Below are 26681 nucleotides of genomic sequence, written 5' to 3' on the forward strand. Positions count from 1 at the left end.
GTGCCGCCCCGCACAGGGGCAACGCTAATAGACCACAAACAAAACAAGGAGAGGCCAAAGAAGCCAGAACAAGGCCAACCCCGCAGGCAAACAGACGATAAGCGCCGCGCAACCGAAACCAAAACCAAAACCAAAACCAAAACCCTCTTAAACTACAAAACCACAGCCTCCCCACTCTGCAGCGACTGCCGCAACGCCATCCCAATACGCGTAGCTTCAAGCGCATCGGCCAGCGTGGCCCCCGCTTGCGCACCAGCCCCACCCCCACCCCGCACAGCGGCAACAAACTCCCGCGCCTCATACAAAAACGCCTCCTCGAACCGATCGAAGAAGCTCGGCGTACATTCGTTCCGAATGCCCGTCGCATCATAAATCTCAACACGATTCGCGCGCGGATTACACCCAATGCCCAGCGCCCCCGCCGTGCCAATCACTTCGCTATGCGTATCATTCCCATGCGCCTGCGTGCGCGACGCATAGAACATCGCGAGCTTGCCGTCTTCGAACTCGCAGATCGCCACGCCGTTGTCGACGTCGCCGAATTCACGCAGCCCCTCATGCAATGCGACCGCGCCCGCCGCAAACACGCGTTTAGCCCGCGGCTTACCGAGCAGCCAGCGCGCGACATCGATATCGTGCACGGTGCAATCCAGAAAGATGCCACCCGAGCTCTCCGAGAAACGCACAAAGAAGCCGTCAGTATCGTTCTTGTCGGTAGTTTGCGAGCGCACAAGGAAAGGTCGACCAATCGCACCAGACTGGATCTTGTCGAACGCATCCTTATAGCTCGGATCGAAACGCCGCATGAACCCGATGGTCGCCTGCAAATGCGGATAACGCGCGGCTTCGGCCAATACACGCTCACACTCGGCCAAATCCAGCGACAGCGGTTTCTCGCAGAACACATGTTTGCCGGCGCGCAACGCATCGATAATCTGCTGCGCGTGCAACGACGACGGCGTCACGAGCCATACCGCGTCCACATCGCGATCGGCCAGCAGGTCCGCATAATCATCATAAAGACGCGGTTCGGGCAACGCCTCGCGCGCCCACGCACGCTCCTCTTCCAGCGGACTGCAAGCGGCCACAAGCGACGCTCCCGGCACGCGATACGCCAGATTTTCCGCATGTCGCTTGCCCAGCCGCCCCAAGCCGACCACGCCCAAACGAAGCCGCCCCGTAGTCACCTTCATCACAATGCCTCGCCGAGTTTCACCGCTCGGCCCTCGCGCCACGAACGCGTCGCGGCATCGGCGAGTTCGAGTGCTTTCAGGCCGTCGGCAACCGTGGTTCGCACCGGTTTGCCGTGCGTGACCGCATCGAAGAAATGTGCGATTTCCAATGCGTACGCCGCGCGATAACGCTCGAGGAAGAACGCCTCGGGCACGTCACTCGACACTTCGGTTCTCGAGTAGGCAGTCACCTCAGTGGGCCGCACGTTGCCCGCCTGCAGCATGCCCGTGCTGCCGAGCACCTCGAAGCGCTGGTCGTACCCATAGGCCGCCCGCCGCGCCGTGTTGATCTGGCACAGCCGTCCGCGCTTCGTGCGAATCGTCACCGCAGTCGAATCGATATCGCCCGCGTCGGCAATGGCCGGATCGGAAAGGCAACTGCCGGTGGCGTGCAGCGTGTCGGCTTCGTCGTCGAGAATCCAGCGGAAGATGTCGAAGTCGTGAATCAGCATGTCCTTGAAGATGCCGCCCGAGTGCTTGATGTACTCGACCGGCGGTGCGCCCGGATCGCGGCTCGTCACCACCAGCATTTCCGGCGTGCCGATTTCGCCCGCATCGATGCGCGCTTTCAATGCGGAAAAAGTCGGGTCGAAGCGGCGCTGAAAGCCGATCATGCAAACCACGCCCGCCCGCTCCACCGCCTCGGCGCACGCACGCGTGCGCTCCAAAGTCAGATCGACCGGTTTCTCGCAGAACACATGTTTCTTCTGCGCAGCCGATTTCATGATCAGATCCGCGTGCGTGTCCGTGCTCGAACAGATCACCGTCGCGCCGATCGACCCGTCGCCCATCGCACCGTCAATATCGGCAACCTGCGCGCCGTGCTCGGCGGCGAGCGCCGTAGCCGCCTCGCGATTCACATCGACCACATATTTGAGCCGCACACCCGGCTGCCGGGCGAGATTCGCCGCATGAATCTTGCCGATACGTCCCGCACCAAATACCGCCACGTCGATCGTCTTTACCGCCTCAGTCATCGTATCCTCCAGTCTCTTTGGATTCTTCTACGTTCAGTTCGAGCTTGTACGCGAGCGCGATGAACAACGCCTGGCACAAACAGATCGTGCTGGTCAGCGAGCGGAACGCAAACGCGCTGCCCTCTTTCACATACAGTTGCGTGGTGGCGTAGCGCGCCAGCGGAGAAAGTTGGCTATCCGTAATAACCAGCGTCTTGGCCTGGTGATGATGCGCGACACGCAGGCAATACTGCGTTTCCTTGCCGTAAGGCGCGAAGCTGATCGCGATCACCACGTCGCCCTTCTTCACGCTGCGAATCTGTTCGCGGTACATCCCGCCAAAGCCGGACACCAGGTGCACGCGCTTTGGCGTGTGCTGCAATGCGTAGACGATGTAACTCGCCACCGGAAACGAACGCCGCACGCCGATCACGTAGATGTTGTCGGCCTGTTGCAGCATCTTCACGGCTGCATCGAACTGCTGATCGTCGAGACCGGCTTCGAGTTCTTCGAGTCCGCCACGTGAGGCCGCGATGAATTCGCGCGCCACCGAGCCTCCCGATAACGCGCCGGGTTTCTCGTCGATCAGCTTGCGAATCCGCTGCTGATAACTCGGCGAAGACGTACCCTGACCCGTATAAGCCTGCCTGAACACCGACTGCAAATCGGAGAAGCCGGAAAAACCGAAACGCTGCGCAAAACGCACCACCGCGGACGGATGCACACCGCAGCTCGCGGCGATGTCGCTAGTGCGATCCACCATCACGCTCGAACGATGCTGCTCGATATACGTCGCGACATTCTTCAACTGACGCGGCAGCGTCTCGTAGTTTTCCGCGATGCGCTGCATCAATTCTTCGACGCTCGGCAAGTCTTCGGTGCTCTCTTCCGCCATGGCTCTCTCTTCGTTGCTTTATTGCAGTGCAGAAGGCATTTCCAACGCCCGCCGCACAGGCTCCTGACGCTGCCGATTATAGGCAGGCGTCGCGTCAAATGGAACGTATTTTCCATTTTTATTTGTCATGAAATTTTCATTGCAACGCTTCGGAAGATGGCCTAATCTTGATCGTGAGCGATGGTGCAACGGCTAACGCATGCCGCAACGCACGCAATCGGAAGGCCGCCCGCCAGACGCTCCCTTCAATAACGACAGACCGAGAAAGGTGGAGACAATGAGACTTTGCAAGGGCAAGGCTACGCTCAGGATTCTGGCGACGGCATTGACGTTGACGATGGGATTCGGTGCGGCATCGGCTGCCCGCGCGGCTGACGCTCACTTCGTGCTGATCAGCCACGCGCCGGATTCGGATTCGTGGTGGAACACCATCAAGAACGCCATCAAACAGGCCGACGAGGATTTCAACGTCGAGACCGACTACCGCAATCCGCCGAACGGCGACATCGCCGACATGGCGCGCCTCATCGAACAGGCGGCCGCGCGCAACTACGACGGCGTGATCGTCTCGATCGCCGATTTCGACGTGCTCAAGAGCTCGATCTCCAAGGTCACGGAAAAACACATCCCGCTCGTCACGATCAACTCCGGCACTGAAGAGCAAAGCGCGCAGCTCGGCGCAATCATGCACGTCGGCCAGCCTGAATATGCAGCGGGCAAAGCGGCGGGCCAAAAGGCGAAGGCCGCGGGCATCAAGTCGTTCCTGTGCGTCAACCACTACGCGACCAACCCGGCTTCGTTCGAACGCTGCCGAGGCTTTGCCGACGCGATCGGCGTCGACTTCAAGACCTCCACGCTCGACGCCGGCCAGGACCCGACCGGTGTGCAATCGAAAGTGAGCGCGTATCTGCGCAACCATCCGAACACCCAGGCGGTGCTCACCCTCGGTCCGCTGTCGGCGGCGCCGACGATCAAGGCGCTGCAGCAGATGGGCCTCGCGGGCAAGCTCTGGTTCGCGACGTTCGATTTCGACAATGACATCGCGAAGGGCATTCAGGACGGCACGATCCAGTTCGCAATCGACCAGCAACCCTACCTGCAAGGCTATATCCCGGTTGCCGTACTGGCCATCGTGAAAAAGGAACACACCACCGATCCGGCCAAGATCCGCCAGATCCTGCAGGCCAATCCGAAGTTCCAGCAACGTCTCACCACGTATGGCCTGCAACCCGCCTATGGGCCGCGCAATATCGGTTCCGGCCCGGGCTTCATCACCAAGGCCAATATCGACAAGGTGATCAAGTACGCAGGGCAGTACCGCTAACGCATTTCGCTGGAAATACGGACACGGGAGAGCCGTTCCGGCAGGTATGAAGAAAGTGGACGCGGCCGGCCGTAACTGGCCAGGCCGCCCCACGTCCGCATCCGTCACGTTTTGTGTGCATTACGCGCCAGGGGCGTCCGACCCGGTCCACCGCGGGCCGATCGCGACTGCCATCCCCAGGCGCATCAAGGAGAGCTTCAATGGGCGTAGCCAACCCCTTCCACCCTCATCCCCGCAAGCAGCCCCCTTCCAGCACCGACGCGGCGTCGACGCCCGGTGGCGCGCCTGCGGCGGCCGATGAGCGCGTGCGTCAGGAATCGTGGTTCCGGCATCTGCTGAACCGTCCGGAATTCGCCGCCCTCGCCGGCACCGTGATGGTGTTCCTCGTGTTCGGTGTGGCGGCCGGCGGCTCCGGCATGTTCAACCTCGACGGCGTGATGAACTGGTCGCAAGTGGCCGCTTATCTTGGCCTGATCGCAGTCGGTGCGTGTCTGCTGATGATTGCCGGCGAGTTCGATCTGTCGATCGGTTCGATGATCGGCTTCTCCGGCATGATGGTCGCGCTACCCACGATGTACTTTCACTGGCCGATCGCGTTGTCGATCCTGTTTGCGTTCGCCGGATCGATGTTGCTCGGCGCCCTCAACGGTTATCTGGTGATGCGCACGCGCTTGCCGTCGTTCATCGTGACGCTGGCGTTTCTGTTCATCCTGCGTGGGCTCACGCTGGCGCTGTCGGTCATGTTCGCCGACCGCACGATCATCTCCGGCGTGGGCGACGTTGCCGCTCACGACTGGTTCGCCCATACCTTGTTCCAGGGTGTCGCGTTCAAGGGTCTGTTCGTCTGGCTCGGCCACATCGGCGTCGTGAAGCTGCTCGACAACGGCAATCCGCTCGTGCCGGGCATTCCGAAAGTGCTGCTCTGGTGGTTCGCGCTGGCCGCGGTCTGCGCGTTCACCCTCGCCAAGACCCGCTTCGGCAACTGGATTTTCGCGGTCGGCGGCGACGCCAACGCGGCAAAGAACGTCGGCGTGCCGGTACGGCGCGTGAAAATTTCGCTGTTCGTGCTGACCGCGTTCTGCGCGTGCCTGTTCGCCGTGCTGCAAGTGTGCGACATCGGCTCGGCTGCGGCCGACCGCGGTCTGCAGGCCGAATTCGAAGCCATCATCGCGGCGGTGATCGGCGGCACGCTGCTGACCGGCGGCTACGGCTCAGTGATCGGCGCCTGCTTCGGCGCGCTGATCTTCGGCGTCGTGCAGATCGGCATTACCTACACGAATGTCGACTCCGACTGGTTCCGCGTGTTCCTCGGCGTGATGCTGCTGATCGCCGTGCTGTTCAATCACTACGTGCGCCGCCGCGTCGCGCAATCGTAACGAGGAGACGACCATGTCCGACATGAATACCGTGAACACCGCGGCGCAACCGCAGGACGACGTGATCCTCGCGCTCGAAAACGTCAGCAAGTATTTCGGCCAGGTCATCGCGCTGAGCGGCGTGACTTTGCGCCTGAAGCGCGGTGAAGTGCACTGCCTGCTCGGCGACAACGGCGCGGGCAAATCGACGCTGATCAAAACGCTGGCCGGTGTGCATCAACCTTCTTCCGGCGAATATCTGGTCGACGGCAAACCCGTGCTGTTCGATTCGCCGAAAGACGCGCTCGATCTCGGCATCGCCACCGTCTATCAGGATCTCGCGCTAGTGCCGTTGCTCTCGGTCGCCCGCAACTTCTTTATGGGTCGTGAGCCGCAGAAGAAGCTGTTCGGTTTCCTTAACGTGATGGACCTGGAAACCAGCGCGATCACCGCGCGCGACAAGCTGGCCGAGATGGGCATCAACGTGCGCGACGCGCACCAGCCGATCGGCACCATGTCTGGTGGCGAGAAGCAATGTCTGGCGATCGCGCGGGCGATTCACTTCGGCGCGCGCGTGCTGATTCTCGACGAGCCCACCGCCGCGCTCGGCGTCAAGCAGAGCTTCAACGTACTGAAGCTGATCCACACGGCGCGCGCAAAAGGCATCTCGGTGATCTTCATCACGCACAACGTGCATCACGCGTATCCGATCGGCGACTCGTTCACGCTGCTCAATCGCGGCAAATCGCTAGGCACGTTCACGAAGGACACCATCAGCAAGGACGAAGTCCTCGACATGATGGCCGGCGGCGCCGAAATGCAGAAGATGATCGGCGAACTCGACGGCGCGACGATCTGATTTATTCGTGCGAGTTTGCGGCGCTTACCGCGCCTCGGGCCCGCGCTCAGCTATTCAGGAATATTCATGGCTCATTCCAGCACATCCAGCGGGACCGGAATCGGAAACGCGAACGGCATTGGCTCCACGTCCGCCTCGGCGGCGACGCCCAGCCGTTTCGCGCCGGACCGCGGCCGCGACATCATCTGTCTTGGCCGTCTTGCGGTCGATCTGTACGCGCAGCAGGTCGGCGCGCGGCTCGAGGACGTGTCGAGCTTCGCGAAGTACCTCGGCGGTTCGTCGGCGAATATCGCGTTCGGTTGCGCACGGCTCGGACTTGCGTCGGCGATGCTGGCGCGCGTCGGCAACGATCATATGGGCCGCTTTCTCACCGAGACCTTGACGAAGGAAGGCTGCGACGTCAGCCATGTACGTGTCGATCAGGAGCGCCTGACGGCGCTCGTTCTGCTCGGCCTGAAAGATCGCGATACGTTTCCCCTGATCTTCTATCGCGAGAACTGCGCGGATATGGCGGTGGATGAAGCGGATTTCGACGAGGCGTATGTCGCATCGTCGAAAGCGCTGCTGATTACTGGCACGCACTTTTCCACCGAACAGGTGAATCGCACGAGCCGCCGTGCACTGGATTACGCACGGCGCAACAACGTACGCACCGTGCTCGATATTGATTATCGTCCTGTGCTGTGGGGTCTCACCGGCAAAGCGGACGGCGAAACCCGCTTCGTCGCGAGCGAAGGTGTGACTGCGCATCTGCAGCGCATTCTGCCTTTGTTCGATCTGGTGATCGGCACCGAGGAAGAATTCCGCATCGCCGGCGGCAAAACCGAGCTTGTCGAAGCCCTCGCCATGGTGCGCGCCGTGACGCCGGCCACGCTGGTCCTGAAACGCGGGCCGATGGGCTGCCAGATCATCGACGGCAAAGTGCCCGCATCGCTCGACGAACTGCCGATTCATGGCGGCGTCGAGGTGGACGTGTTGAACGTGCTCGGCGCGGGCGACGCTTTCGCCTCGGGTTTTCTCTCCGGGTGGTTACGCGATCAACCACTCGACGCCTGCGCGCGTGCGGCAAATGCCAGCGGCGCACTGGTGGTTTCGCGTCACGGCTGCGCGCCCGCGATGCCGACGCCCGCCGAACTCGACTACTTCCTGCGCGAAGCCAAGGCCGATCCACAGCGCATGCGCCGCCCTGACCGCGACGCGACGCTCGCACGCCTGCATCGTGTCTCCCCGGCTCGCAAGCAATGGGACGAAGTACTCGGCTTCGCGTTCGACCACCGCAACCAGTTCTTCGAACTCGCGCAACAGACCGGCGCACACGAGGCGCGTATCGCGCAACTGAAGAGCCTGTTTGTCGACGCCGTCGCGCAGACGGAGACCGCTTTGGGCTTGCAGGGCTGCATCGGCGTATTGAGCGACGACCGCTACGGCCAGGACGCCTTGAACGCCGCCACCGGACGTGGCTGGTGGATCGGCCGGCCAGTCGAACTGCCTGGCTCCGTGCCGCTGGTGTTCGACCACGGCCGCTCGATCGGTACCACGCTGATCGCATGGCCGCAGGAACACATTGCCAAGTGCCTCGTGCAATTCCATCCCGACGAACCGGTCGAACAACGCCTCGAACAGGAAGCCCAACTGCGAGCGCTCTACGATGCGACGCAAGCGAGCGGTCACGAATTACTGCTTGAAGTAATTCCGCCGAAGCACGCGCATCTGCCGCAAGCGCCGGACACCGTCTACCGCGCATTGAAGCGGCTGTACAACATCGGCATCTATCCGGAATGGTGGAAACTCGAGCCGATGGACGCCGCCCAATGGCAAACCGTCGACGCGCTGATCGCCGAGCGCGATCCGTACTGCCGGGGCGTGGTGCTGCTCGGCTTGTCGGCCGGGGTCGAACAATTGAACGAGGGATTTCGCGCGGCGTCGCAATCGGCGACATGCCGAGGCTTTACCGTGGGCCGTACGATCTTTCACGAACCGAGCCACGCCTGGCTCGCCGGTGAGATCGGCGACGACGAACTGATCGCGCGGGTGCGCCGCACGTTCGAAACGCTGATCGCGTCGTGGCGCGCCACGCGCGGCGCGGCACGCGCACAGCCCACCGCGACGAGCCATGCACATCAGGAGCAGGCGGCATGAACCAGCGTGTATTGCATCACGACGCGGCGTCGGCCAACGACGCGACCCAGGCACACGTACCGTCGGGCGGCACCGTTCGCTTGACGACCGCCCAGGCGCTGGTTCGCTACCTCGCGGCACAACGTGTCACGACCGAAGACGGCACCGGTACCGAGCCGCTCTTTGGCGGCGTGTTCGCGATCTTCGGGCACGGCAATGTGGCCGGCATGGGCGAAGCTCTGCACCAGCATCGCGAAGCGCTGCCCACACTGCGAGCGCATAACGAGCAGGCGATGGCGCACAGCGCGATCGCCTATGCGAAAGCGCATTTCCGGCGCCGCATGATGGCCGTCACGACGTCGATCGGCCCTGGCGCGACCAATCTGATCACCGCGGCCGCGCTCGCGCATGTGAACCGTCTGCCCGTGCTGCTGCTCCCCGGCGACGTCTTCATCTCGCGCGCACCCGATCCGGTATTGCAGCAGGTCGAGGATTTCCATGACGGCGGCGTCTCCGCCAACGATGCGTTCAAGCCGGTGTCGCGCTACTTCGATCGTATCGTGCATCCGGCGCAATTGCTCAACGCGTTGCCGCGCGCGCTGCGTGTGCTCACCGACGCAGCGTTGTGCGGTCCAGTCACGCTCGCGCTGCCCCAGGACGTGCAGGCACAGGCATGGGACTTCCCAGCCGACTTCTTTGCGCCGCGCGTCGTCACGTTTCACTCCCCTGCTCCGCGCGCCGAAGAGTTCGACGCGGCGGTTGCCCGTTTGCGCCGCGCGAAGCGTCCGTTGATCGTTGCTGGGGGTGGCGTACTCTATGGCCGCGCGACGGATGAGCTGCACCGCTTCGCCGCCGCGCACGGTATTCCGGTGGCGGAAACGCAGGCCGGCAAGGGTTCGCTCCCATGGAACGATCCGCTGAACGCCGGCGCGTTGGGCGTGACCGGCTCGCCTGCCGCCAATGCGCTCGCCCATGATGCCGACTGCGTGCTTGCAATCGGCACACGCCTGCAGGACTTCACCACGGGTTCGAATACCCTGTTCACGCAGGCCGATGTGATCGCCATCAACGCGAATCCGTTCGACGGCCTCAAGCATCGCGCGCTGGTGGTCGAAGCGGATGCACGTCTTGCTCTGGATGCGTTCGCCGAACCCCTGCAAGGCTGGCACGCGGAGCGCACATGGACCGCGCGGGCGCACAAACTCGCGGCGAGCTGGCGCGATACCGTGGGCACACTCACGCATGCGCCGCAACGCGACACCGTCCTCCCGTACGAAGGCGACGTGATCGGCGCGGTGCAGCGTTCGAACGCGCGTTCCGCGACTGACGATATCGTCGTTTGCGCAGCGGGCACTTTGCCGGCCGAATTGCACAAGCTATGGCGCGCGGGCAAGCCGGGCGCCTATCACGTCGAGTACGGCTACTCGTGCATGGGTTATGAAATCGCGGGCGGCCTCGGCGTGAAGCTCGCGCGGCCGGCGCGTGAAGTGATCGTGATGCTCGGCGACGGCAGCTATCTGATGATGAACAGCGAGATCGCAACGTCGGTAATGATCGGCGCGAAGCTGATCGTGGTGGTACTCGACAATCGCGGCTACGGCTGCATCAACCGCTTGCAGCAGGCCTGCGGTGGCGCGCCATTCAACAACCTGCTCGACGATTGCATGCAGGGCCCGCTCGGTGCGCCCAAAATCGACTTCGCCGCGCACGCGCGCGCGCTCGGTGCGCAAGCTGAGCATGTCGCGAACATCGCTGAACTGGAAAGCGCGCTGCAACGGGCGCGCGCCGCCGATCGCACCTATGTGATCAGTATCGACACCGACCCGGCCCGTACCACTGACGAAGGCGGCTGGTGGTGGGAAGTCGCCGTGCCCGAAGTTTCGGCGCGCGACACCGTGCGCGCCGCGCGTTCGCAATACGATGCGCAGCTCGCCGCGCGCGCCGCGCCCGCCGACCCCGGTGACCGCTCCCGCCATATCGACAACGAATGAGGATGCTCGCATGACTGCTTTCGACGTACGTATCGGCATCAATCCCTTGTCGTGGATGAACGACGACCTGCCTTCGCTCGGCGGCGAAACACCGCTTGACGTCGCGCTGACCGAAGGACGCCAGATTGGCTACCAGGGATTCGAACTCGGCAACAAATTTCCGCGCGAACCGCAGGCATTGAAGGCGCTGCTCGCCCAATACGATCTGGCCTTGGTATCCGGCTGGTACTCCGGACAACTCGCGCGACGCAGCGTGGCAGAGGAAATCGCCTCGGTCGGCCCGCATCTCGAGTTGCTCGCACAGAACGGCGCGACCGCGATGGTCTACGGCGAAGTTGCCGATTCGATCCAGGGCGCGCCCCAACCGCTGTACCAGCGCCCCCGTTTTTTCAGCGAAGCGCAGTGGGCCGCGTATGCCGCGCGCGTCGACGAGTTCGCGCGCTATACGCTGAGCCGCGGCGTGCGGCTTGCGTACCACCATCACATGGGCGCGTATGTCGAAACGCCGGCTGACGTCGATCAGTTGATGTCGCGCACGAGCGACGCCGTCGGCCTGCTGTTCGACGCAGGGCACATCACCTTTGCCGGCGGCGATCCGCTCGCGGTACTCGACAAACACATTGGCCGCGTCTGTCATGTGCACTGCAAGGACGTTCGACCGGCGGTGATGAAGCTGGCGCGCAATCGCAACTGGAGTTTTCTCGACGCCGTGATTAACGGTGCATTCACGGTCCCGGGTGATGGGGCGGTGAACTTCCCGGCGATCATCGATCGATTGAAACGGCACGGTTATCGCGGCTGGCTGGTGGTTGAAGCAGAACAGGACCCGGTGGTGGCGCCGTCGTTTGAATATGCGCAGAAAGGCTTCAGAACGTTGCGATCATTGGTTGACGCGCCGCTCGACGCCGCTGGCAAGACTGAGCAGGAGGCAGCATGAGCTTATTGGTGAAGGCGCAGCGCGAGGGCCAGACGATCGCGCGGGTGACGCCCGAGTCGGCGTGTTGGCGGTATGTGGGATTTGCTGCTTACCGGTTGGGCGCGAGTGAAGTCGTTCACGTGTTCGAGCCATCGCGCGAGGTTTGCATTGTGGTGCTTGCGGGGGCCGTGGATATTGAAACGGCTGACGCCACCTGGAGCTCGCTGGGTTCACGCGATAGCGTGTTCGAGGATGCCGCCCCGTATGCGGTGTATTTACCGCCTGGCGTGCGGGTGACGGTTCGCGCTTGCCGCGATGCCGAGGTTGGCGTGGCGAGTGCGCCTGCCAGGGGCGAGTATCCGGCGAGGTTGATCGAGCCTTCTACGATGAAGCGCTCCACGCGCGGGAAGGGACTGAATACGCGATACGTATGCGATATTCTTCCGCAGACCGAGCTTGCGGAGTCTTTGCTGGTGGTTGAGGTTCGGACGCCCGGTGGGCACGCGTCAAGCTATCCGCCGCATAAGCACGATACGGATAATGTGCCTCATGAGAGTTCGCTCGAAGAGACTTACTATCATCGGCTCGATCCGCCGCAAGGGTTTGCGTTTCAGCGCGTGTACACCGATATGCGCGATATCGATGAGTCGATGGCCGTTGAGAATCACGATGTCGTGATGGTGCCGCGTGGGTATCATCCGGTTGTTGTTCCCTATGGGTATGAGTCTTACTATCTGAATGTTATGGCTGGGGGGCAGAGAGTTTGGCATTTTCGCAATGATCCTGCGCATGAGTGGATTGTTAATAAGGATGGTTGATTGTTTTTTTTGCCTGCGCGGCGCTTGGGTGTTTTATTGTGGTGTTGGTCTTTTCTTGATTTTTTGTGGTCTGTTTTGGCTGTGCTTTTGTGGTTTTGGCCTTTCCTTGCTTTGTTAGTGGTCTGTTTTGGTTGTGCTTTTATGGTTTTGTGCTTTTATGGTTTTGGCCTTTCCTTGCTTTGTTATTGGTTTATTAGCGTTCCCCCTGTGCGGGGGGGCACCTACTTTTCTTTGCCTGCCGCAAAGAAAAGTAGGCAAAAGAAAGCGGCTCAAACCGCCAGCTCATAAGCAGGTCCCCCGCGCAGCCACGGTAGTGGTGCATCTGGAATCCGTGCTCTCGCACATTCCGCGTGAGTGACAAAGGCGTCATACTTCCGGCGGCGCTGCGCGCGCCGATGCCCCCTTCATAAAACCACCGCCTGCGTTTTCGCGATCACGCCTCATCCCGCGAAGTGGCTCGGCCGGTACCCGATCGGTGGCTTCTATGGCCAACATTTCATTCGAAGTACGGACTTCAAACTGTGTGGACCTCCGACTTGCCGGCCAGCCCAGGTAAAGTCACGATATTTCCGAAAGCACTGCAGCACTTGCGCAATCGAGGCACCGCCGAGGCAAAGCCGATGGCTCCCACCACACCGAAACGAAGGGTTTGAATGATGAACCCTGCTGGCGAGCACGTAGTGCGAGGCGGGAAGCATGATTGCCTTGTCACCGGCGCGGAGTACGCGAGAGCACGGATTCCAGATGCACCACTACCGTGGCTGTGCGGGGGACCCGCTTAAGAGCTAGCGGTGTGAGCCGCTTTCTTTTGCCTACTTTTCTTTGCGGCAGGCAAAGAAAAGTAGGTGCCGCCCCGCACAGGGGCAACGCTAATAGACCACAAACAAATCAAGGAAAGGCCAAAAAAACCAGCCCAAGAAAAGGCCAACGCCACAGACAAACAACCACCAAGCGCCGCGCAGGCAAAACCCCACCCCTACTTCCTAACAGCAAGATCAACCTCCAACCCCCCATCCTCCCCCATCCTCACAGTCCCTTTAGAAACATCCCGCCGATACCCATAAAGATCAAACTTCATCACCCCAGAATTCGAACTATCCTTAATAAAAGTCCGAGCATTCGTGACCAACGAATTAAACATCTTCACATCCCCGGACTCGATCCACACAAAACTCTTTGCCGCGCTAGCAGGCGGCCTCGCAGCCACAACCGAACTATCCCGCTTGAACTTCAACACCAACCCTTCATCAGTCACTGTCGCACTAGCCAGCCGCCCCTGCAAAACCGGAGGCGGAAACACGGTGTACTGATCGAACACCAGTTCGTTACCCTTCAACGCAACACCCTTGCGCGTAAAAGGCGTCAACGACGCCAACGGAATATCCAGCGCCCGCAACAAACCCGCCTGCGGCACCCCCAGCACCTTCACCGAGGTCGGCGCATAGACCAGATGCCGCTCATCCTTCGCCATGATCGTGCCGCTCATCGTCGTGGGCAACCACACGCCAGGAAAGTGATTCCACAATTTGATCCCGCCCGTCACTTCCAGCTTGCCGTCCACCGGCTTCAACTGCAAATCGTTCAGCGAACGCGGCGCATAGTCGAGCAGATAATCATTGAACAACGCCGCCATCGCGGGCCACGGCTCGACCACTTCGCCGCCAATAATGCGAATGTCGTACTGGTCGGGATCATCGAGATCAACCGGCTGCCCCGGCTTCTTCGGCACCATCTGCGCATCCAGCCAACGCACATGAAAACCAATTCGACCCGATACGTAAAAATCGACATTCTCAACGTGAATCAAGGGCGCGGGTCCCGGCGAGTGCCGCTCGTCGCCAATCGCGGAACCGGGGGTCGCCATGCTCTGACCGGAAAACGCCGCGCGTGTGCCGACCGGAATCGCGCGCGCAACCGACGCGGTCCGCAAGATCTGCGGCACGTGCTGCCACACAAGACGTGCCCGCGCGAGCGACGCCTGCTGCGCACGAATGAAGCTGTCGTTAAAACGCGCGCCCGCACTGCCCGTCTGCATCGGCGCATTTTTCGCAGCGCTGGCCAGCGTCGGATACGACGGTAAGTGCACGTCCAGAGCGCCCGCTTCGTCGAAGGTGAAGTACCCGGCCGCCATCTGGTCTCGGTAGTGGTAAAGATCGAGCACGAACGGCGCGTTCGTATCGAGCGGGGTCAGCGCCATGTCGATGTTCATCGGCATCGAGCGCATGAACTTCACGTCACCGCCCTGCACCAGCATCCCGCGTGGCGGCATCGTGGCGGGCCATTCGATCTTCTGCACCGTATGGTCGTCGAGTGTGAAACGCACGCCCGCGGCACTGGTGTCGACCCGCGTGATCGTCATGCGCAACGCGGGCGGCGGCGTGAGTCTGGCCACCTGCATCACGACGTCGTCACCGTCGAGACGCGCAATCGGCGTGTCCACTTTCAGCAGGTCGGCCATCCTCACGTGCGCGGCCTGCATCAGCTTGTCGGCGCCGACGCCGGCCACTTCGACGTGATCGGCATGGAACACGAGTTCGTCGGCATTGCGCATCGACAGCGAGCCAGTCAGCACAATCGGGACCCATGTGTCGCGATGCATTTCGCCCGTGATGCGCAACGTGCCGCCGTCTTGCGGTACCACCCGCATGTTGCGCAGCGGCGAGCCCTGATACTGGAACAGGTAACGGTCGAAAATCGCGGTGAGCTTCGCGCTGTCGAGCGTGACCTCGCCACGGTGGACGTTGATCGTCACGCTGGTCGGATCGTCAAACACGATCGGCTGGCCGGCGTGCGCCGGCGTCAGCGTCGCCGCCATGTCGTGAATCATGAAGCCGATCTCGCCGGTCACGCGAAAATCGACGTCGCGCGCAAACATCAACGAACCGTCGATGCCGGAATCGCGCAGCGTCAACGGACGGCTACGCTTCTCAGTCATGCCGCTGGCAGACGGCACACGCCCGGCGACACGCTGTTCGGCAGCCAGTTGTTTGGCCTTCGCAAGTTCGAGCGAGGGACGCGACGCGGAGGCGAGTTGATCGGCACTCGCAGCGGCGGCGTTGGTGGTACTGCCGGCGTCGGTGACGCCGCTGGCAAGTCCGGCGCCGGGCTGCGACTTTGCGGTCAGCGGGCTATCGTTGTTGCTCACGGCGTTCGCGGCCGCGCTCGTTTGTGTCGACGGCGCGGATGCCGCGTCGCCAGTCGTGGAACTCGCGTCGGCGCAAGCGGACATCAGCAGAGCGGCCGTCACCAGCGCGGCGCCCGCCCCCGCGCGCGTACGCCAGGTTTCTCCGAGCGGCGCTCGCGCCATTCGAAGCGTCCGCAGCCCTCGAGGCGATCGCAACGAGGCCCCCGCCTGCACGCCGCCCACCGATTCTTCGCCCAATGCGCCTGTTCTTTTCACGATGTCTCCTCCTTGAGCCGCGGCGCGTCTTTCGTGTGTCCGGCACGGCATGATTGGTCGCACATACGCGGGCTTTAAACACCGCTCCGCCGTTGCGCGCCTTTAACCTGATTGTCTTGATTTGTCGGCGCGCTGCCGACAAGATTTCTGGAGGACGCTCACCAAACGATCAAGCGTTTGAATCGCTATAACGAATCATTGGAGAGCCCCACGCGCCGGGCCTGAGCGAGCGCCGCGCAGACAGGATTCAAACAGCATTCAGGAAGCGATCTGGACGCGCGGCGAGCCGCGCGTGCATCGCGCGGTTAGTGACGTGTACGTCAGGACAACAAAATGGTCGGGATTTCGAATGCGGCGCTGCAATAAAACGCGCGCAGAGGCTCACCGCCTGATCGGGCACATGGCGCACGAAGACGCGCCGACAATGCGCCAGCGGCGTAGCTATCGAGGCCCGCTACGCCACGCTGCGGTACGCCCTGGCTAACCCACGCCGAGCCATTCCTGCATCACGTCCGGCCGCATCGCAAACGACGCGAGCGTGTCATCGAAGACAATTTCGCCATGCCCCATTACCGCAACCCGGCTGGCAATGTCTTGCGCGATCACCAGCCGCTGTTCGATCAGCAGTATCGCCACGCCTCGATCGCGCAGCATCCGCAGACACTGCGCGACCTGCCCCATCACCTGGGCCGCGAGCCCCTCGCCGGGCTCATCGATCACCAGCAGGTCGGGGTCGCCGAGCAAGGCGCGGGCGAGCGTCAGCATCTGCTGCTCGCCACCCGATAACGCGCCGGCGCGCGCGCGCCTTCTTTCGCGCAGGACGGGGAACAGTTCGTAGGCGTCGTCAAAGGTAAAACGCGGGATGTGGCCGCGTGCACGCGGCGCCACACCGAGTTGCAGATTCTCGTGGACGCTCAGCGTCGGGAAAACGTCGCGATGTTCGGGCACGTAGCCGAGTCCCAGGCGAGCGATCTCGAAGGTGCGAAGTCCGCCGAGCGCATGGCCGGCAAAACGCAACTCGCCCTCGCTGCGCACGAGCCCCATGATCGCGCGCGCCAGCGTCGAGCGTCCGGAGCCGTTGCGCCCGACCAGTGCGACCACTTCGCCTGCCGCGATCTGCAACGCGACACCATGCAAGGCCTGGCTTGCGCCATACCAGGCGTTCAGTTGCCCAATGTCGAGCAAGGCGGTCATATAGGGAAACCGTCGCCAAGATAAGCGGCACGCACGGCCGCATCCGCGCGAATCGCCGCCGGCGTGCCGGTCGCGATGATGCGGCCGTGCGCCAGCACGGAAATGCGGTCGGCGATCGCGAACACGGCGTCCATGTCGTGCTCGACCATCAGCAGCGTACGCCCCGCGGTGGTCGCGCGAATCAGTTCGATAGCGCGCGCCGCTTCGGCACGGTTCATGCCGGCGGTGGGTTCATCGAGCAGCAAGGTGTGCGCGCCTCCCGCGAGCGCGAGGCCGAGGTCGAGCGCACGCTGCTCGGCGTAGCTCAGGGTGCCGGCCAGGCGATGCCGCCGCGCGCTCAGGCCGACGGCTTCGAGCACCTGCTCGGCGCGCGCGTCGACCGTGCTTGAGCCGCTGAAACGCTGCCACCAGCGCGTGCGGTCGCGTTCGGCCAGCATGGCCGCGCAGCGCAGGTTGTCGAACACGCTGAGGCGGGCGAATACGCTAGTGGTCTGGAAGCTGCGCGCAAGGCCTCGGCGCGTGATTGCGGCCGGCGCAAGACGCGTGATCTCCGCGCCGAACAGATCGATGCGCCCGGCGTTCGGCCGCACGCCTCCGGCGATCAAATTGAAGAGCGTCGACTTGCCCGCGCCGTTCGGCCCGATCAATGCATGGCGCTCGCCCGGTTCGATCGCCAGATCGACACCGCGCAGAATCCGCGTGGCGCCGAAGCGTTTTTCGATGCCGTAGACCGCGAGGGCGGGGATCATCGCGCGTCTCCGGTAATCGGCGTGACGGCGGCGCGAACGGCGAGGCGTGCGTGTGCGCGAAGCGCATAGCGCGCGGCAAGTGCGCCTGGCGCGGCCAGCATGAACACCACAAGGCCGAGCCAAAGATGCCGGGAACCTGTCTCCAGCGGTACGCCGACGATGCTGAAAAACGCGCCGTCGTCCGCGCCGAACTGCACGGCGTACGCCCATTGCACCGCGAGCACGACGGCCAGCGTCCACAGCGCCACTGAGGCTGCGCCCCATAGATAAGCCTTGCCGCACATGCGCCAGCCGTGGGCAGCGATGCGAGCCGTGTGCCGCTGCGCGAAGCCCGCCAGTCCATCCGGCGACGCCACCACGACGACGATGAAGAACAGCCCCAGATAGAACAGCCACGCCCGAGTAACGCTCGCCACCGCGACGCTGAAAAACGTCAGGACGATCGCGCCCGCGACCGGCCCGAAAAACGCCGCCGTACCGCCAATCACGGTCGCGATCAGCACGGCGCCCGAGCGCATCATGCCCACGCTTTCCGTCGACACCAGTTCGACATTGATCAACCCCAGGGTACCCGCGACGCCCGCAAAAAACGCCGACATCACCACCACGCCAAAGCGGATGCGGCGCGGATAGCAGCCGATCGCCGCGGCGCGCGCCGGGTTGTCGCGCACGGCGTTGGCGAGCCGCATGAACGGTGTGCGCGACAGCGCGAACATCGCCACGCTTGCCAGCACGCACCACAGCGCGATCAGCGCATACGCCTCGCGCGCCGGGCCGAAGCTCCAGCTTCCAGGCACCGGCCCGCTCGCGCGATCGATCGGCACGCCGGCCTCGCCGCCGAACCAGTCGGGCAGCGTCCATGCGGCCGCGGCGACGAGTTCGCCGATACCTAGCGTGATCATCGCGAAAGCCGTCCCGGCACGCCGCGTCGACACAAAGCCGAACACGACCCCACACAGCGCGCCGCCGATGCCGCCGATCAAAGGCAACAGCACCAATGGCACACCAAGGCGATTGAATACTTGCGCCGCGATGAGCGCGCCGAGGCCGGAATAGGCGGCGTGTCCAAAGGACAGCAAGCCGGTTTCGCCAAGCAGCAGGTTGTACGACAGCGCGAACACGATCATCGTCGCGGTCTGCGCGAGATACGCGAGCAGCCAGCTCTGCGGCCAGGTAAAGGGCGGTACGGCAAGGAACAGGACCAGCGCGAGCCACGGCGTGAAGCTACGCAACATCGAGCAAGACGCGGCCGCCGGCGAAGCGAACTGTTCGAGCGGCTCACGCATGTTCGTCACGCCGCCCGAACAGTCCACGCGGGCGCAGCGCCAGCATCGCGACAAGCAGCAGATACGGAATCAGCGGCGCGAGTTGCGCAAGCGTGAGCGTGTCCCAAGCGGGTGGCAGCGCGCCGCCGAATACTGCCGTGAGATCGCCTAGTGACACGGCACTCGCCACCGCAAAGGTCTGCACGCAACCGACGATCAGCGACGCCGCCAGCGCCCCGCTCAGCGAGCCCAAGCCACCAATCACCACCACCACGAACACGATCGAGCCGAGCGACTCCGCCATTGCCGGTTCGATCACGAAGAGCGGTGCGCCGATCACGCCGGCCAGCGCGGCGAGCGCCGTGCCCGCCGCGAACACGCCGGTGAACACGCGCGGCACGTTGTGGCCGAGCGCCTCGACCGCGCTCGCATGCGTGAGCGCGGCACGCACGATCAACCCCGTCTTCGACACACGCAGCACCGCATAGAGCACGGCCAGCATCGCCAGCGACACCGCCATCATGAAGACCCGATAACGTGCGAAGGCCGCGCCGTAGACAGTGAACAGCGGCCCGTCGAGCGCGGCCGGAACCGTGGCGCCAAGCGGACTCAAACCCCAGCCGAGCTTGACCAGTTCGCCAAGCAGATAGGCGGCGCCGAAAGTCAGCAGCAACTCGGGGAGATGACCATGCACACGCACGCGGCGCAGCAGCCAGCGCTCCAGCGCCGCGCCGATCACGCCGACAATCAGCGGCGCGATCACCAGCGCACTCCAGAAACCCGCATGCGCCGCCACCGAAAAACCGACGTACGCGCCAAGCATGTAGAAGCTCGCGTGCGCGAAATTCAGCACGCCGAGCATGCTGAAGATCAGCGTCAAGCCTGCCGACAACATGAACAGCAGCAGGCCGTAACTCACACCGTTCAGCAGATTGATGACGAACGACTGCACGTGCCTATTCCGCCTGCACGGCGACGGCGAGCGGTTCGAGCGCCGCGCGCAGATCGGCGGGCAACGTCACCGGACGGCGCGTCACGCGATCCACATACACGTGCACAAAATGGCCTTGGGCAGCGGGTTGTGCCTCGCCCGCCTTGAAGAGGCCCACTTCGTAGCGCACGCTCGAGGTGCCGAGCCGAGCCACTCGCAGACCCGCTTCGACCTGCTCCGGGAATACCAGCGGCGCGTAGTAATTGCAGTGCGTCTCGACCACGAGTCCGATCGTCGCGCCATGCTCGAAGTCGAGTACACCGGCGCGTATCAGATACTCGTTCACCACCGTGTCGAAGTAGCTGTAATAGACAACGTTGTTGACGTGGCCGTAGACGTCGTTGTCCATCCAGCGTGTTGGGATAACCTGAAAGTGCCTAAATTCATTTCTTTTCAATAATTTAGGCTTAACGAGCCCGCTAGAAGTCCGGCTTTTGTCCATAGATGTCTCGCTGCGCCTGAAACCTTTGCCAGCATTGTCTTCCAGCCGCATTCCCCCTAGACTTCTACCATCGACAAAAATTGTCCATTTTGGCAATCGTCCATGGATCGTCCATCGGAACCACTGGCGCACAAATTATGAGCAAAAAAGTGTCCATTCGAAATCGCCCGAAACTACCGCCCGGAATCTCTTATCACGAGACGTCAATGGGCATGAAGTTCCGCATTCGCATCCGCTCTACTAAGAAGCTGGAACGCATGGGCCGGGTATCAAAGGACAGGTCCGGGACAATTCTATCAGTGCAGGAAGTGGACGAAGTCCACGATACCAGGCAACAGGCGGAGGTCCGGCTTCACAACTTGATCTATTCAACCGAGCGCGCAAAAGAGATCGGCGAACTTATCGAGGAGATGGGGAGCCAGGTGTTCATGCACGAGCTATTACAAACGCACTACGACAAGCAATATGCGAAGCGCCCCACGGCGAAGCAACTGCAAAGCAGAATCAACGTAATCAATAGAACGGTCCTCAGCGGCATCGATCACCGGCCAACGAAGTTCCTAGGGCAGATGTTGCCCTTCGTAAAGAATGACCTCGGCATAGACGAGCAAGTTTTCGGTAATGCCTTAGTCAAAGACTACAAGACAGCGATCGAACAGTTCATCGAGAACCGCCTTTACAAGGACGAGGTAAAACCGCAGACCCTTAGCAACGATCTCACCATCATCTCGTCTGCACTGAAGAACGCTCACCACTACTACACGGAATTCAAAGACGATCCCATCTTGCAGCCGCTAGTTCATGTGGACAAGCGGAAGCTGGAGCCCGTATTGCCGCCGAAGGTTGACAAGAGACTCACGGAGGCCCAACGAGTAGCAGTCGAGAAACTGCTCATCGAGAAAAGCAATAAGGATCACTATCACGAGTTTTTTACATTTTTACTTGAGAGCGGTTGCAGACTATCAGAAGCGCTCAGCATTCAAGCCAATGATGTCGATCTGCCCAACCGAACAATTCGCGTTTCGACATTAAAGAGAAAGAATCAGAGTATTCGGTTCATTGGCATTACGAAGAAAATGATGCCAATTGTGAAAAAGCACATTGACGGAAAGAAGCTTACCGACCGGATGTTCCCTCATAGCAAGCACACGTATGGAACGAAGCTAAAGCAGATGAGGAAGCATTTTGAGGCTGCTGGCGTATCCTTTCACTGGCACAAGACTCGGCATACCTTTGCATCGAACAACGCACCCAGCAAAAACGCTTTCGAACTTGCATATGCTATGGGCATCAACGATACCCAACACCTCGCCAACGAATACTTGCAGGTAATTCATTCCGAAAATCTTGCAAAGAAGAAGGCGCAAGCAGGACTGCTCACCCCGGACGAGCTTCAAACATACCTGGGACACAGCAATCGCAATGAAACACAGAATACTTATGTCCACCTCGATCCGGAGCAAGTATCTACAACAGACCTACTCTTGATTATCAAGCAACTGCAGAGCCAAGTGACGGAACTTAACGCTAAAGTCGGAGGAGGAAAGCCCCAAGCTGACGGCACCACGTCGGACTGCTGAGAACTTCTTTGTGCCACAGGAGGCGAAACTCTCGGCAGACGCGAAAGGTGAGGATATTCGGGATGCCCAACCGGCCGATGCAGTTGCTGCTTGACCATGCATGTCGGACTGTCGGAAGCCTGATACGGCGTGAGTTCGTCCGACGTGTCCAACGTGTCCGGCATAAAACGGAAATTTCGCAATGAATCCTGCTGGCGCGCATTGCAAATAAAATCAGCCCGCGCACAAAAATCGGGCTGAATTCGTTTCGCTAGCTCACGTCGCATCCAATCCTAGAACCTGGGCAGATGCTCAAGATTGTCTTGCAGCATCAAATTGGCTGTCATCGCTTCCTAGTATGCACAATCGGCTTGAGCCTGCTAAGTGGGCAAAGATCTCAAAATAAGACGGACACCGCGGACACCCCGGATACGTTGGACGCGCGCTTATTTGACAAGGGTTTCCGTCGTCCGAGGAACTGACCGGGGAATTTCTCGTCCCGCGTCGCGGGACATAGGCGAAAGGCTACAAGGTGGGATGCACGGTTTTGCTTCTATCAGAACCGTCCTCATCAAGCCAATCAAGTTGCACCGTCAGCTTCGACGGACTTTGCATGCCCACTACAGCAATGAGTTCGACCGACTGAAACCTGTCCAGTGTTTCCAGCGGAAATTTGGCCTCGACCTCTGACTGAAGCACAACTTCGTTGCCGGCAGGAAACGAGATGCGAACATCCCGCGCGGTAGCCTGCCCTTGGTTGAATACTTTCAGCCGGTATTTTGAGCTGCCCAGCTTCATGAATGCGGCGCTCAACTTGGCACGTTTGCCTTCTGCCAGTTCCGACGCTTCCTTGTCAGCCAGTAAAGCGTTCAGTTGCCTCTGACTCTCGATTAGCTGTTCCTGCTTCGTATTGAATTGCAAAGTCTTCAAGGTTGAATAGCAAGACAACGCCAGAGCGAGAATCGCGGCGCAACCGCTGAGATCAATGGACATGGGCCTTACTTGATCGTGAAATTCTTGCTGTTTTTGAACGTGTTTTTCAGCATCTTTTTGAGTTCGTCTGCGACATCCTTGGCTGCCTGCTTCCCGATTTCCTGCACATGTTCATGAATATTCTCGGCGTTTGCTTCCCTCAATTCAGCGCGAGTCATGCTACGTCCACACGATGCACAGGTGACAATGGCTGCATCGTCTTCCGACGAGTCGTCCGATGAGAAGTGAGTTCCTGCGCAAGTGGGGCAATGAACGGGGATCGTTCGGTTGTATTTGGATTCGTCCATTAGGTTTGTCCTCGCTTCAAAAAGGCTCGCCTAGCATACCGTGGATTTACAGCCAATGGTCGCACTAGATCGCGGGCGATACTCACAAGTTTGCTATCCGCATACTGTCGCTACCAACATTATCGATTTATCCTGGACATCCCGGACAGGTCGGACACAACCCTATCTGGCAAGGGTTTGACGTGTCCAGCGTAGCTGGCCGGGGAACTTCTCATTCAGTTTCACTGGACCAGGCGGGCCGGTATTTCGCAACCAACTGGTCCATTTTCATTCGTTCTATGGTGTGCAGTTCAACAACCGCCTGACGCAAATCAACGAACGCATCCCATTGTTCCAATGCAGCCCGGAACGGGCCGTTGATAGCGGTAGCCACCATGCGATACACGCGCTTATCCATATCGTCGTAGACCAGCATGCTCAGCCGCCAGAAGGCGAGGATGCCCGCCAATATCCTGAGCGACGGCGGATTTTCTTCCCTGTATCGGCGCAATGCATCAATCACGTCGCCTTCGCCCTCCGGTTCGTCTGCCAGCCGTTCAACCAGCGCTTCCATCATGCCGATGCGTGTGTAGTGTGGTCTGCCATCCAGCAGGCTATGAGCGAAATTCGGTTGTGCCTCGCATACGACTTCCCAAAGGTCCGTTGATACCTCACCGAAAGCCGCCCAAAGCCTGACCGGTTCACCGTCTTCAAGCGGCCCAATCTCGTAAGCTGCCTGTGTTCCCGGCCACGCCACTTCTACACGCTTCACCGTGTTCGCATTGGGCGACGACTTGCCGTTCGCGTATCGGTAGAAGCGCGGGTCCGACTGCTCACCCCGGACGATTCCCTTAACCGCTTTCAGATAGGCGGATGAAAGCGTTTTGGGCGAAATCTGGTCCTCCCCCTGCGCTATCGCACCGTCTTTACCTGCTTTGTCTGCCTTAACCGTGGCCCCTGCTATAACAGCACGCCGCGCCGCTTCAAGCCAAACCCGAGTGCGACAGGTCGCAATTGCTGAGCGCACCTTGCCCGATCCCGTATCACCGTCGCTCTGTTCCTGCACCAAAGTGCCACCCCCCGTTTTGGTGTTATCACCGCTCATACTATATGAAATAATCGCCGTATATTAAGCAATAACGCTTAATTTTATTAAAGGAAAAATTAAATGAAACTGATTACTTTTGAAATTAAAGCCGAACGGGTAACCCGCTATTCCAGCGTCTATCATGTTGCGGCTGAAACAATGGCTGATGCTGAACGATATTTTATGGCACGGTATCCAGACGGCTGGGCAGAGTATGTAGTAGAGGAAGAGCTAGAAGATGTGGAACTCACCCTGAAAACCATTCAGTGCATTGAGCGATAACCTATAAACGATTAAACGAATTTATACCCGATAACTCTTAGAAAGGAAACCATGAGCACAATTCAAATTGCAAACACCACCATCAAGACCCCGGTCATTGGAAGCATTTCGCAAGCACTGCAACTCGCCCCGACCGCACCGGCCAAGAAAAACATGATGGATGCGCCGGAAATCCGCTATGCGGAAGAGTGTGCGGGCAACAAAAACATCGCGACAGCCGACAAGCAGCTCTACTGTTGGACCGGAAGTCACTGGCACCTGCAATCAGACACGGATGCGATGCAGCATGCCTTGGAATGGCTTCGCCTGAACAACCGCCAACGAGCGACGGCTGATACCGCCCGTAGCTGTATTAAAACCGCGATTCTTCTCGCGAGCAAGTTGCCGCCGAAACCAGACCACATCGTCATTCCGACTGAAAGTGCCTGGTTCACCCTTGACGACCAGTTCGACTGGTGGGCAAACATGCCTAGCCGCCGCATGGGGGTCTGTCATCAGGTCAAGCTCAACGATCAGCCGTTTCCCGGCCTGTATTGGCCGAAGGAAGTGCCCGAGGACTCGCTGTTCGGCCGCTACCTGACGACATCGCTGCCAGACCTTGCCGTTCGTGAACTGGTGCAGGAATACATTGGTTACAGCCTGAGCAATGCGAACTACCAGACCGCCCAGTTTTGGGTCGGCGCAGGCAGCAACGGCAAGTCCGTGTTACTGAACATCGTCCGTGCCTTGCATGAGAAGGCGGTCGCAATGCGACTGGACAAGCTGGACGGATTTGACCTGACAGCCTTGGTCGGGGCATCACTGGCAGTCTGCGACGAAACCCCGAAAGGCAAGGTTAACCAGCAGGCCCTGAAGTCGCTGATTTCGATGGGTGCGATTGAGATCAACCCCAAATACCGCGACTCGTTCACTTACACACCGATGGCGAAGTGGATTATCTGTGGCAACCACCTGCCGTCCATCGGGGACCATTCCGAGGGCTGGTGGCGGCGATTCCAGATCATCGAATGGAATGTGCAGGTCAAGGGCGAAGACATCATCCACGATCTGGACAATAAGATTATCAAGAACGAACTGCACATTGTGCTGGACTGGGCACTTGCCGGTCTGCAACGACTAGCCAAACGCGGTGGCTTTGCTGTTCCCGAGCGGGTTCAATTGGCAAAGCAGGAAGCGGTTCAGGACTCGAACACGGTGGCAAGCTGGATGGACATGGCTGGGGTTCAACTGGATAGCTCTGTCGCCACCAACAAGATGGACCTCTATGCAAGCTATCAGGAATATTGCCATGACAGCGGGTTTCCCGCCTGCAACATGTCGCAGTTCTATAAACGGGTGAATGCCCAGCTTCCGGGTGTCACCGATACACGGGTCACGCTCGGAACGGGTAGCAAAAAGCACCGTGTCCGCTGTGTAAATGTGGCAATGGGACGATTCGATGATGAACAGGCTGAAGCGAATGAACAGGATGTCATGGCGGACTGCCCGTTCTGACAGGTGTAGAAAAGGTGTAGGTCAGGCTGTGGTGTAGGTTCATCATGGCCTTGCAGGAAAACAAACTCTAAATTAAATAAGGATACCAAAATGAGTACTATAAAAAACGAAGATACTATCTGCCGTGCAATTCTCGAAAAGAAGCTCATCGGCTTCTACTATGAAGGGCATCACCGCTGTGTTGAGCCGCATGTCTATGGTGTGGATGATGGCGAAACACGATTGCTCGGCTACCAGGTGAAGGGTAAGAGCAACGGCAGCGGCAACACGAATTGGCGACAGTTCAAGACGGACAAAATGGTCTATGTGCGGGTGTTAGACGAGTCGTTTGAGCAGAGCCGGTTGAAGTCCGAACCGGACAAGTGGGATCGCTACATTGCCATCGTGGACTAATCCAACATGAACCCAGTGAACAAAGAGCCGTGTCCAACGGCTCTTTTTTATTGTCCGGGTGATTCAGCATGCTGGACAGTTGAAACCCCTGTCGCGCTTGGC

23 protein-coding genes are annotated in these 26681 nt (G+C 60.4%); 11 read left to right on the plus strand and 12 right to left on the minus strand.

What is annotated here, in order from left to right; genetic code table 11:
• Positions 1-152: 152 nt before the first annotated feature.
• Genes PQR67_RS06120 through PQR67_RS06130 form a run of 3 tightly spaced genes read right to left on the minus strand, consistent with a single transcriptional unit; the run spans position 153 to position 3083 of the window.
• Complete coding sequence (locus tag PQR67_RS06120) at positions 153-1193, minus strand: Gfo/Idh/MocA family oxidoreductase (RefSeq protein ID WP_408455913.1); 1041 nt, start codon at positions 1191-1193, stop codon at positions 153-155.
• A complete protein-coding gene (gene iolG / locus PQR67_RS06125; protein WP_408455916.1) occupies positions 1193-2209 on the minus strand; it encodes an inositol 2-dehydrogenase in 1017 nt (338 codons plus the stop codon). The genes PQR67_RS06120 and iolG overlap by 1 nt, the downstream gene beginning before the upstream one ends.
• Positions 2202-3083 carry a MurR/RpiR family transcriptional regulator gene (locus PQR67_RS06130; RefSeq protein WP_408455918.1) on the minus strand — a complete coding sequence of 294 codons (882 nt, stop codon included), beginning with the start codon at positions 3081-3083 and terminating at the stop codon, positions 2202-2204. Before PQR67_RS06130 ends, iolG begins: the two co-directional genes overlap by 8 nt.
• A 277-nt stretch (positions 3084-3360) precedes the next feature.
• Between PQR67_RS06130 and PQR67_RS06135 the strand changes: the two genes are divergently transcribed.
• The 7 genes from PQR67_RS06135 to iolB all read left to right on the plus strand — a co-directional run bounded on the left by PQR67_RS06135 (position 3361) and on the right by iolB (position 12464).
• The gene (locus PQR67_RS06135; protein WP_408455920.1) at positions 3361-4407 is read left to right on the plus strand and encodes a sugar ABC transporter substrate-binding protein; all 1047 of its coding nucleotides are present in this window, start codon (positions 3361-3363) and stop codon (positions 4405-4407) included.
• A gap of 200 nt (positions 4408-4607) precedes the next feature.
• Positions 4608-5783, plus strand: coding sequence for an ABC transporter permease (locus PQR67_RS06140; RefSeq protein ID WP_408455922.1), 1176 nt, complete (start codon positions 4608-4610; stop codon positions 5781-5783).
• Between the two features lie 13 nt (positions 5784-5796).
• Complete coding sequence (locus PQR67_RS06145) at positions 5797-6621, plus strand: ATP-binding cassette domain-containing protein (protein ID WP_408455924.1); 825 nt, start codon at positions 5797-5799, stop codon at positions 6619-6621.
• A gap of 66 nt (positions 6622-6687) precedes the next feature.
• Positions 6688-8760 carry a bifunctional 5-dehydro-2-deoxygluconokinase/5-dehydro-2-deoxyphosphogluconate aldolase gene (locus PQR67_RS06150; protein ID WP_408455926.1) on the plus strand — a complete coding sequence of 691 codons (2073 nt, stop codon included), beginning with the start codon at positions 6688-6690 and terminating at the stop codon, positions 8758-8760.
• Positions 8757-10730, plus strand: coding sequence for a 3D-(3,5/4)-trihydroxycyclohexane-1,2-dione acylhydrolase (decyclizing) (gene iolD / locus PQR67_RS06155; RefSeq protein ID WP_408455928.1), 1974 nt, complete (start codon positions 8757-8759; stop codon positions 10728-10730). Before PQR67_RS06150 ends, iolD begins: the two co-directional genes overlap by 4 nt.
• Before the next feature lie 10 nt (positions 10731-10740).
• Complete coding sequence (iolE, locus tag PQR67_RS06160; RefSeq protein WP_408455930.1) at positions 10741-11667, plus strand: myo-inosose-2 dehydratase; 927 nt, start codon at positions 10741-10743, stop codon at positions 11665-11667.
• On the plus strand, positions 11664-12464 hold the full coding sequence (iolB, locus tag PQR67_RS06165) for a 5-deoxy-glucuronate isomerase (RefSeq protein ID WP_408455932.1): 801 nt from the start codon (positions 11664-11666) through the stop codon (positions 12462-12464). Before iolE ends, iolB begins: the two co-directional genes overlap by 4 nt.
• 976 nt (positions 12465-13440) lie before the next feature.
• Here the strand turns inward: iolB and PQR67_RS06170 are convergent.
• The 6 genes from PQR67_RS06170 to PQR67_RS06195 form a co-directional block, all read right to left on the minus strand.
• Positions 13441-15771 (minus strand): hypothetical protein, encoded by a 2331-nt coding sequence (locus PQR67_RS06170; protein ID WP_408456531.1) that lies wholly within the window; start codon positions 15769-15771, stop codon positions 13441-13443.
• Between the two features lie 573 nt (positions 15772-16344).
• Complete coding sequence (locus tag PQR67_RS06175; protein ID WP_408455934.1) at positions 16345-17058, minus strand: ABC transporter ATP-binding protein; 714 nt, start codon at positions 17056-17058, stop codon at positions 16345-16347.
• Positions 17055-17807, minus strand: coding sequence for an ABC transporter ATP-binding protein (locus tag PQR67_RS06180; RefSeq protein ID WP_408455936.1), 753 nt, complete (start codon positions 17805-17807; stop codon positions 17055-17057). Before PQR67_RS06180 ends, PQR67_RS06175 begins: the two co-directional genes overlap by 4 nt.
• Positions 17804-19093, minus strand: coding sequence for a branched-chain amino acid ABC transporter permease (locus PQR67_RS06185; RefSeq protein ID WP_408455938.1), 1290 nt, complete (start codon positions 19091-19093; stop codon positions 17804-17806). The genes PQR67_RS06180 and PQR67_RS06185 overlap by 4 nt, the downstream gene beginning before the upstream one ends.
• Complete coding sequence (locus PQR67_RS06190; protein WP_408455941.1) at positions 19086-20024, minus strand: branched-chain amino acid ABC transporter permease; 939 nt, start codon at positions 20022-20024, stop codon at positions 19086-19088. Before PQR67_RS06190 ends, PQR67_RS06185 begins: the two co-directional genes overlap by 8 nt.
• A gap of 4 nt (positions 20025-20028) precedes the next feature.
• The gene (locus PQR67_RS06195; protein WP_408455944.1) at positions 20029-20505 is read right to left on the minus strand and encodes an acyl-CoA thioesterase; all 477 of its coding nucleotides are present in this window, start codon (positions 20503-20505) and stop codon (positions 20029-20031) included.
• 206 nt (positions 20506-20711) lie between these two features.
• Between PQR67_RS06195 and PQR67_RS06200 the strand changes: the two genes are divergently transcribed.
• Complete coding sequence (locus tag PQR67_RS06200; RefSeq protein WP_408307582.1) at positions 20712-22085, plus strand: tyrosine-type recombinase/integrase; 1374 nt, start codon at positions 20712-20714, stop codon at positions 22083-22085.
• 504 nt (positions 22086-22589) lie between these two features.
• Here the strand turns inward: PQR67_RS06200 and PQR67_RS06205 are convergent.
• From PQR67_RS06205 to PQR67_RS06215, 3 genes are all read right to left on the minus strand, one after another.
• Positions 22590-23057 (minus strand): hypothetical protein, encoded by a 468-nt coding sequence (locus tag PQR67_RS06205; RefSeq protein ID WP_408307585.1) that lies wholly within the window; start codon positions 23055-23057, stop codon positions 22590-22592.
• Between the two features lie 5 nt (positions 23058-23062).
• Positions 23063-23344 (minus strand): ECs_2282 family putative zinc-binding protein, encoded by a 282-nt coding sequence (locus PQR67_RS06210; protein WP_408307587.1) that lies wholly within the window; start codon positions 23342-23344, stop codon positions 23063-23065.
• 211 nt (positions 23345-23555) lie between these two features.
• Complete coding sequence (locus PQR67_RS06215; protein ID WP_408455948.1) at positions 23556-24428, minus strand: hypothetical protein; 873 nt, start codon at positions 24426-24428, stop codon at positions 23556-23558.
• A gap of 63 nt (positions 24429-24491) precedes the next feature.
• Between PQR67_RS06215 and PQR67_RS06220 the strand changes: the two genes are divergently transcribed.
• The 3 genes from PQR67_RS06220 to PQR67_RS06230 all read left to right on the plus strand — a co-directional run bounded on the left by PQR67_RS06220 (position 24492) and on the right by PQR67_RS06230 (position 26579).
• On the plus strand, positions 24492-24692 hold the full coding sequence (locus tag PQR67_RS06220) for a hypothetical protein (RefSeq protein WP_120306229.1): 201 nt from the start codon (positions 24492-24494) through the stop codon (positions 24690-24692).
• A 51-nt stretch (positions 24693-24743) separates the two neighbouring features.
• Entirely contained in the window at positions 24744-26186 is a 1443-nt protein-coding gene (locus tag PQR67_RS06225) for a DNA primase family protein (protein ID WP_408307591.1), read from the plus strand.
• A gap of 90 nt (positions 26187-26276) precedes the next feature.
• A complete protein-coding gene (locus PQR67_RS06230; protein ID WP_120306227.1) occupies positions 26277-26579 on the plus strand; it encodes a WYL domain-containing protein in 303 nt (100 codons plus the stop codon).
• Positions 26580-26681: the final 102 nt, after the last annotated feature.

This window comes from Paraburkholderia fungorum (assembly GCF_046026025.1).
In the GTDB taxonomy this organism is placed as follows: domain Bacteria; phylum Pseudomonadota; class Gammaproteobacteria; order Burkholderiales; family Burkholderiaceae; genus Paraburkholderia; species Paraburkholderia fungorum_E.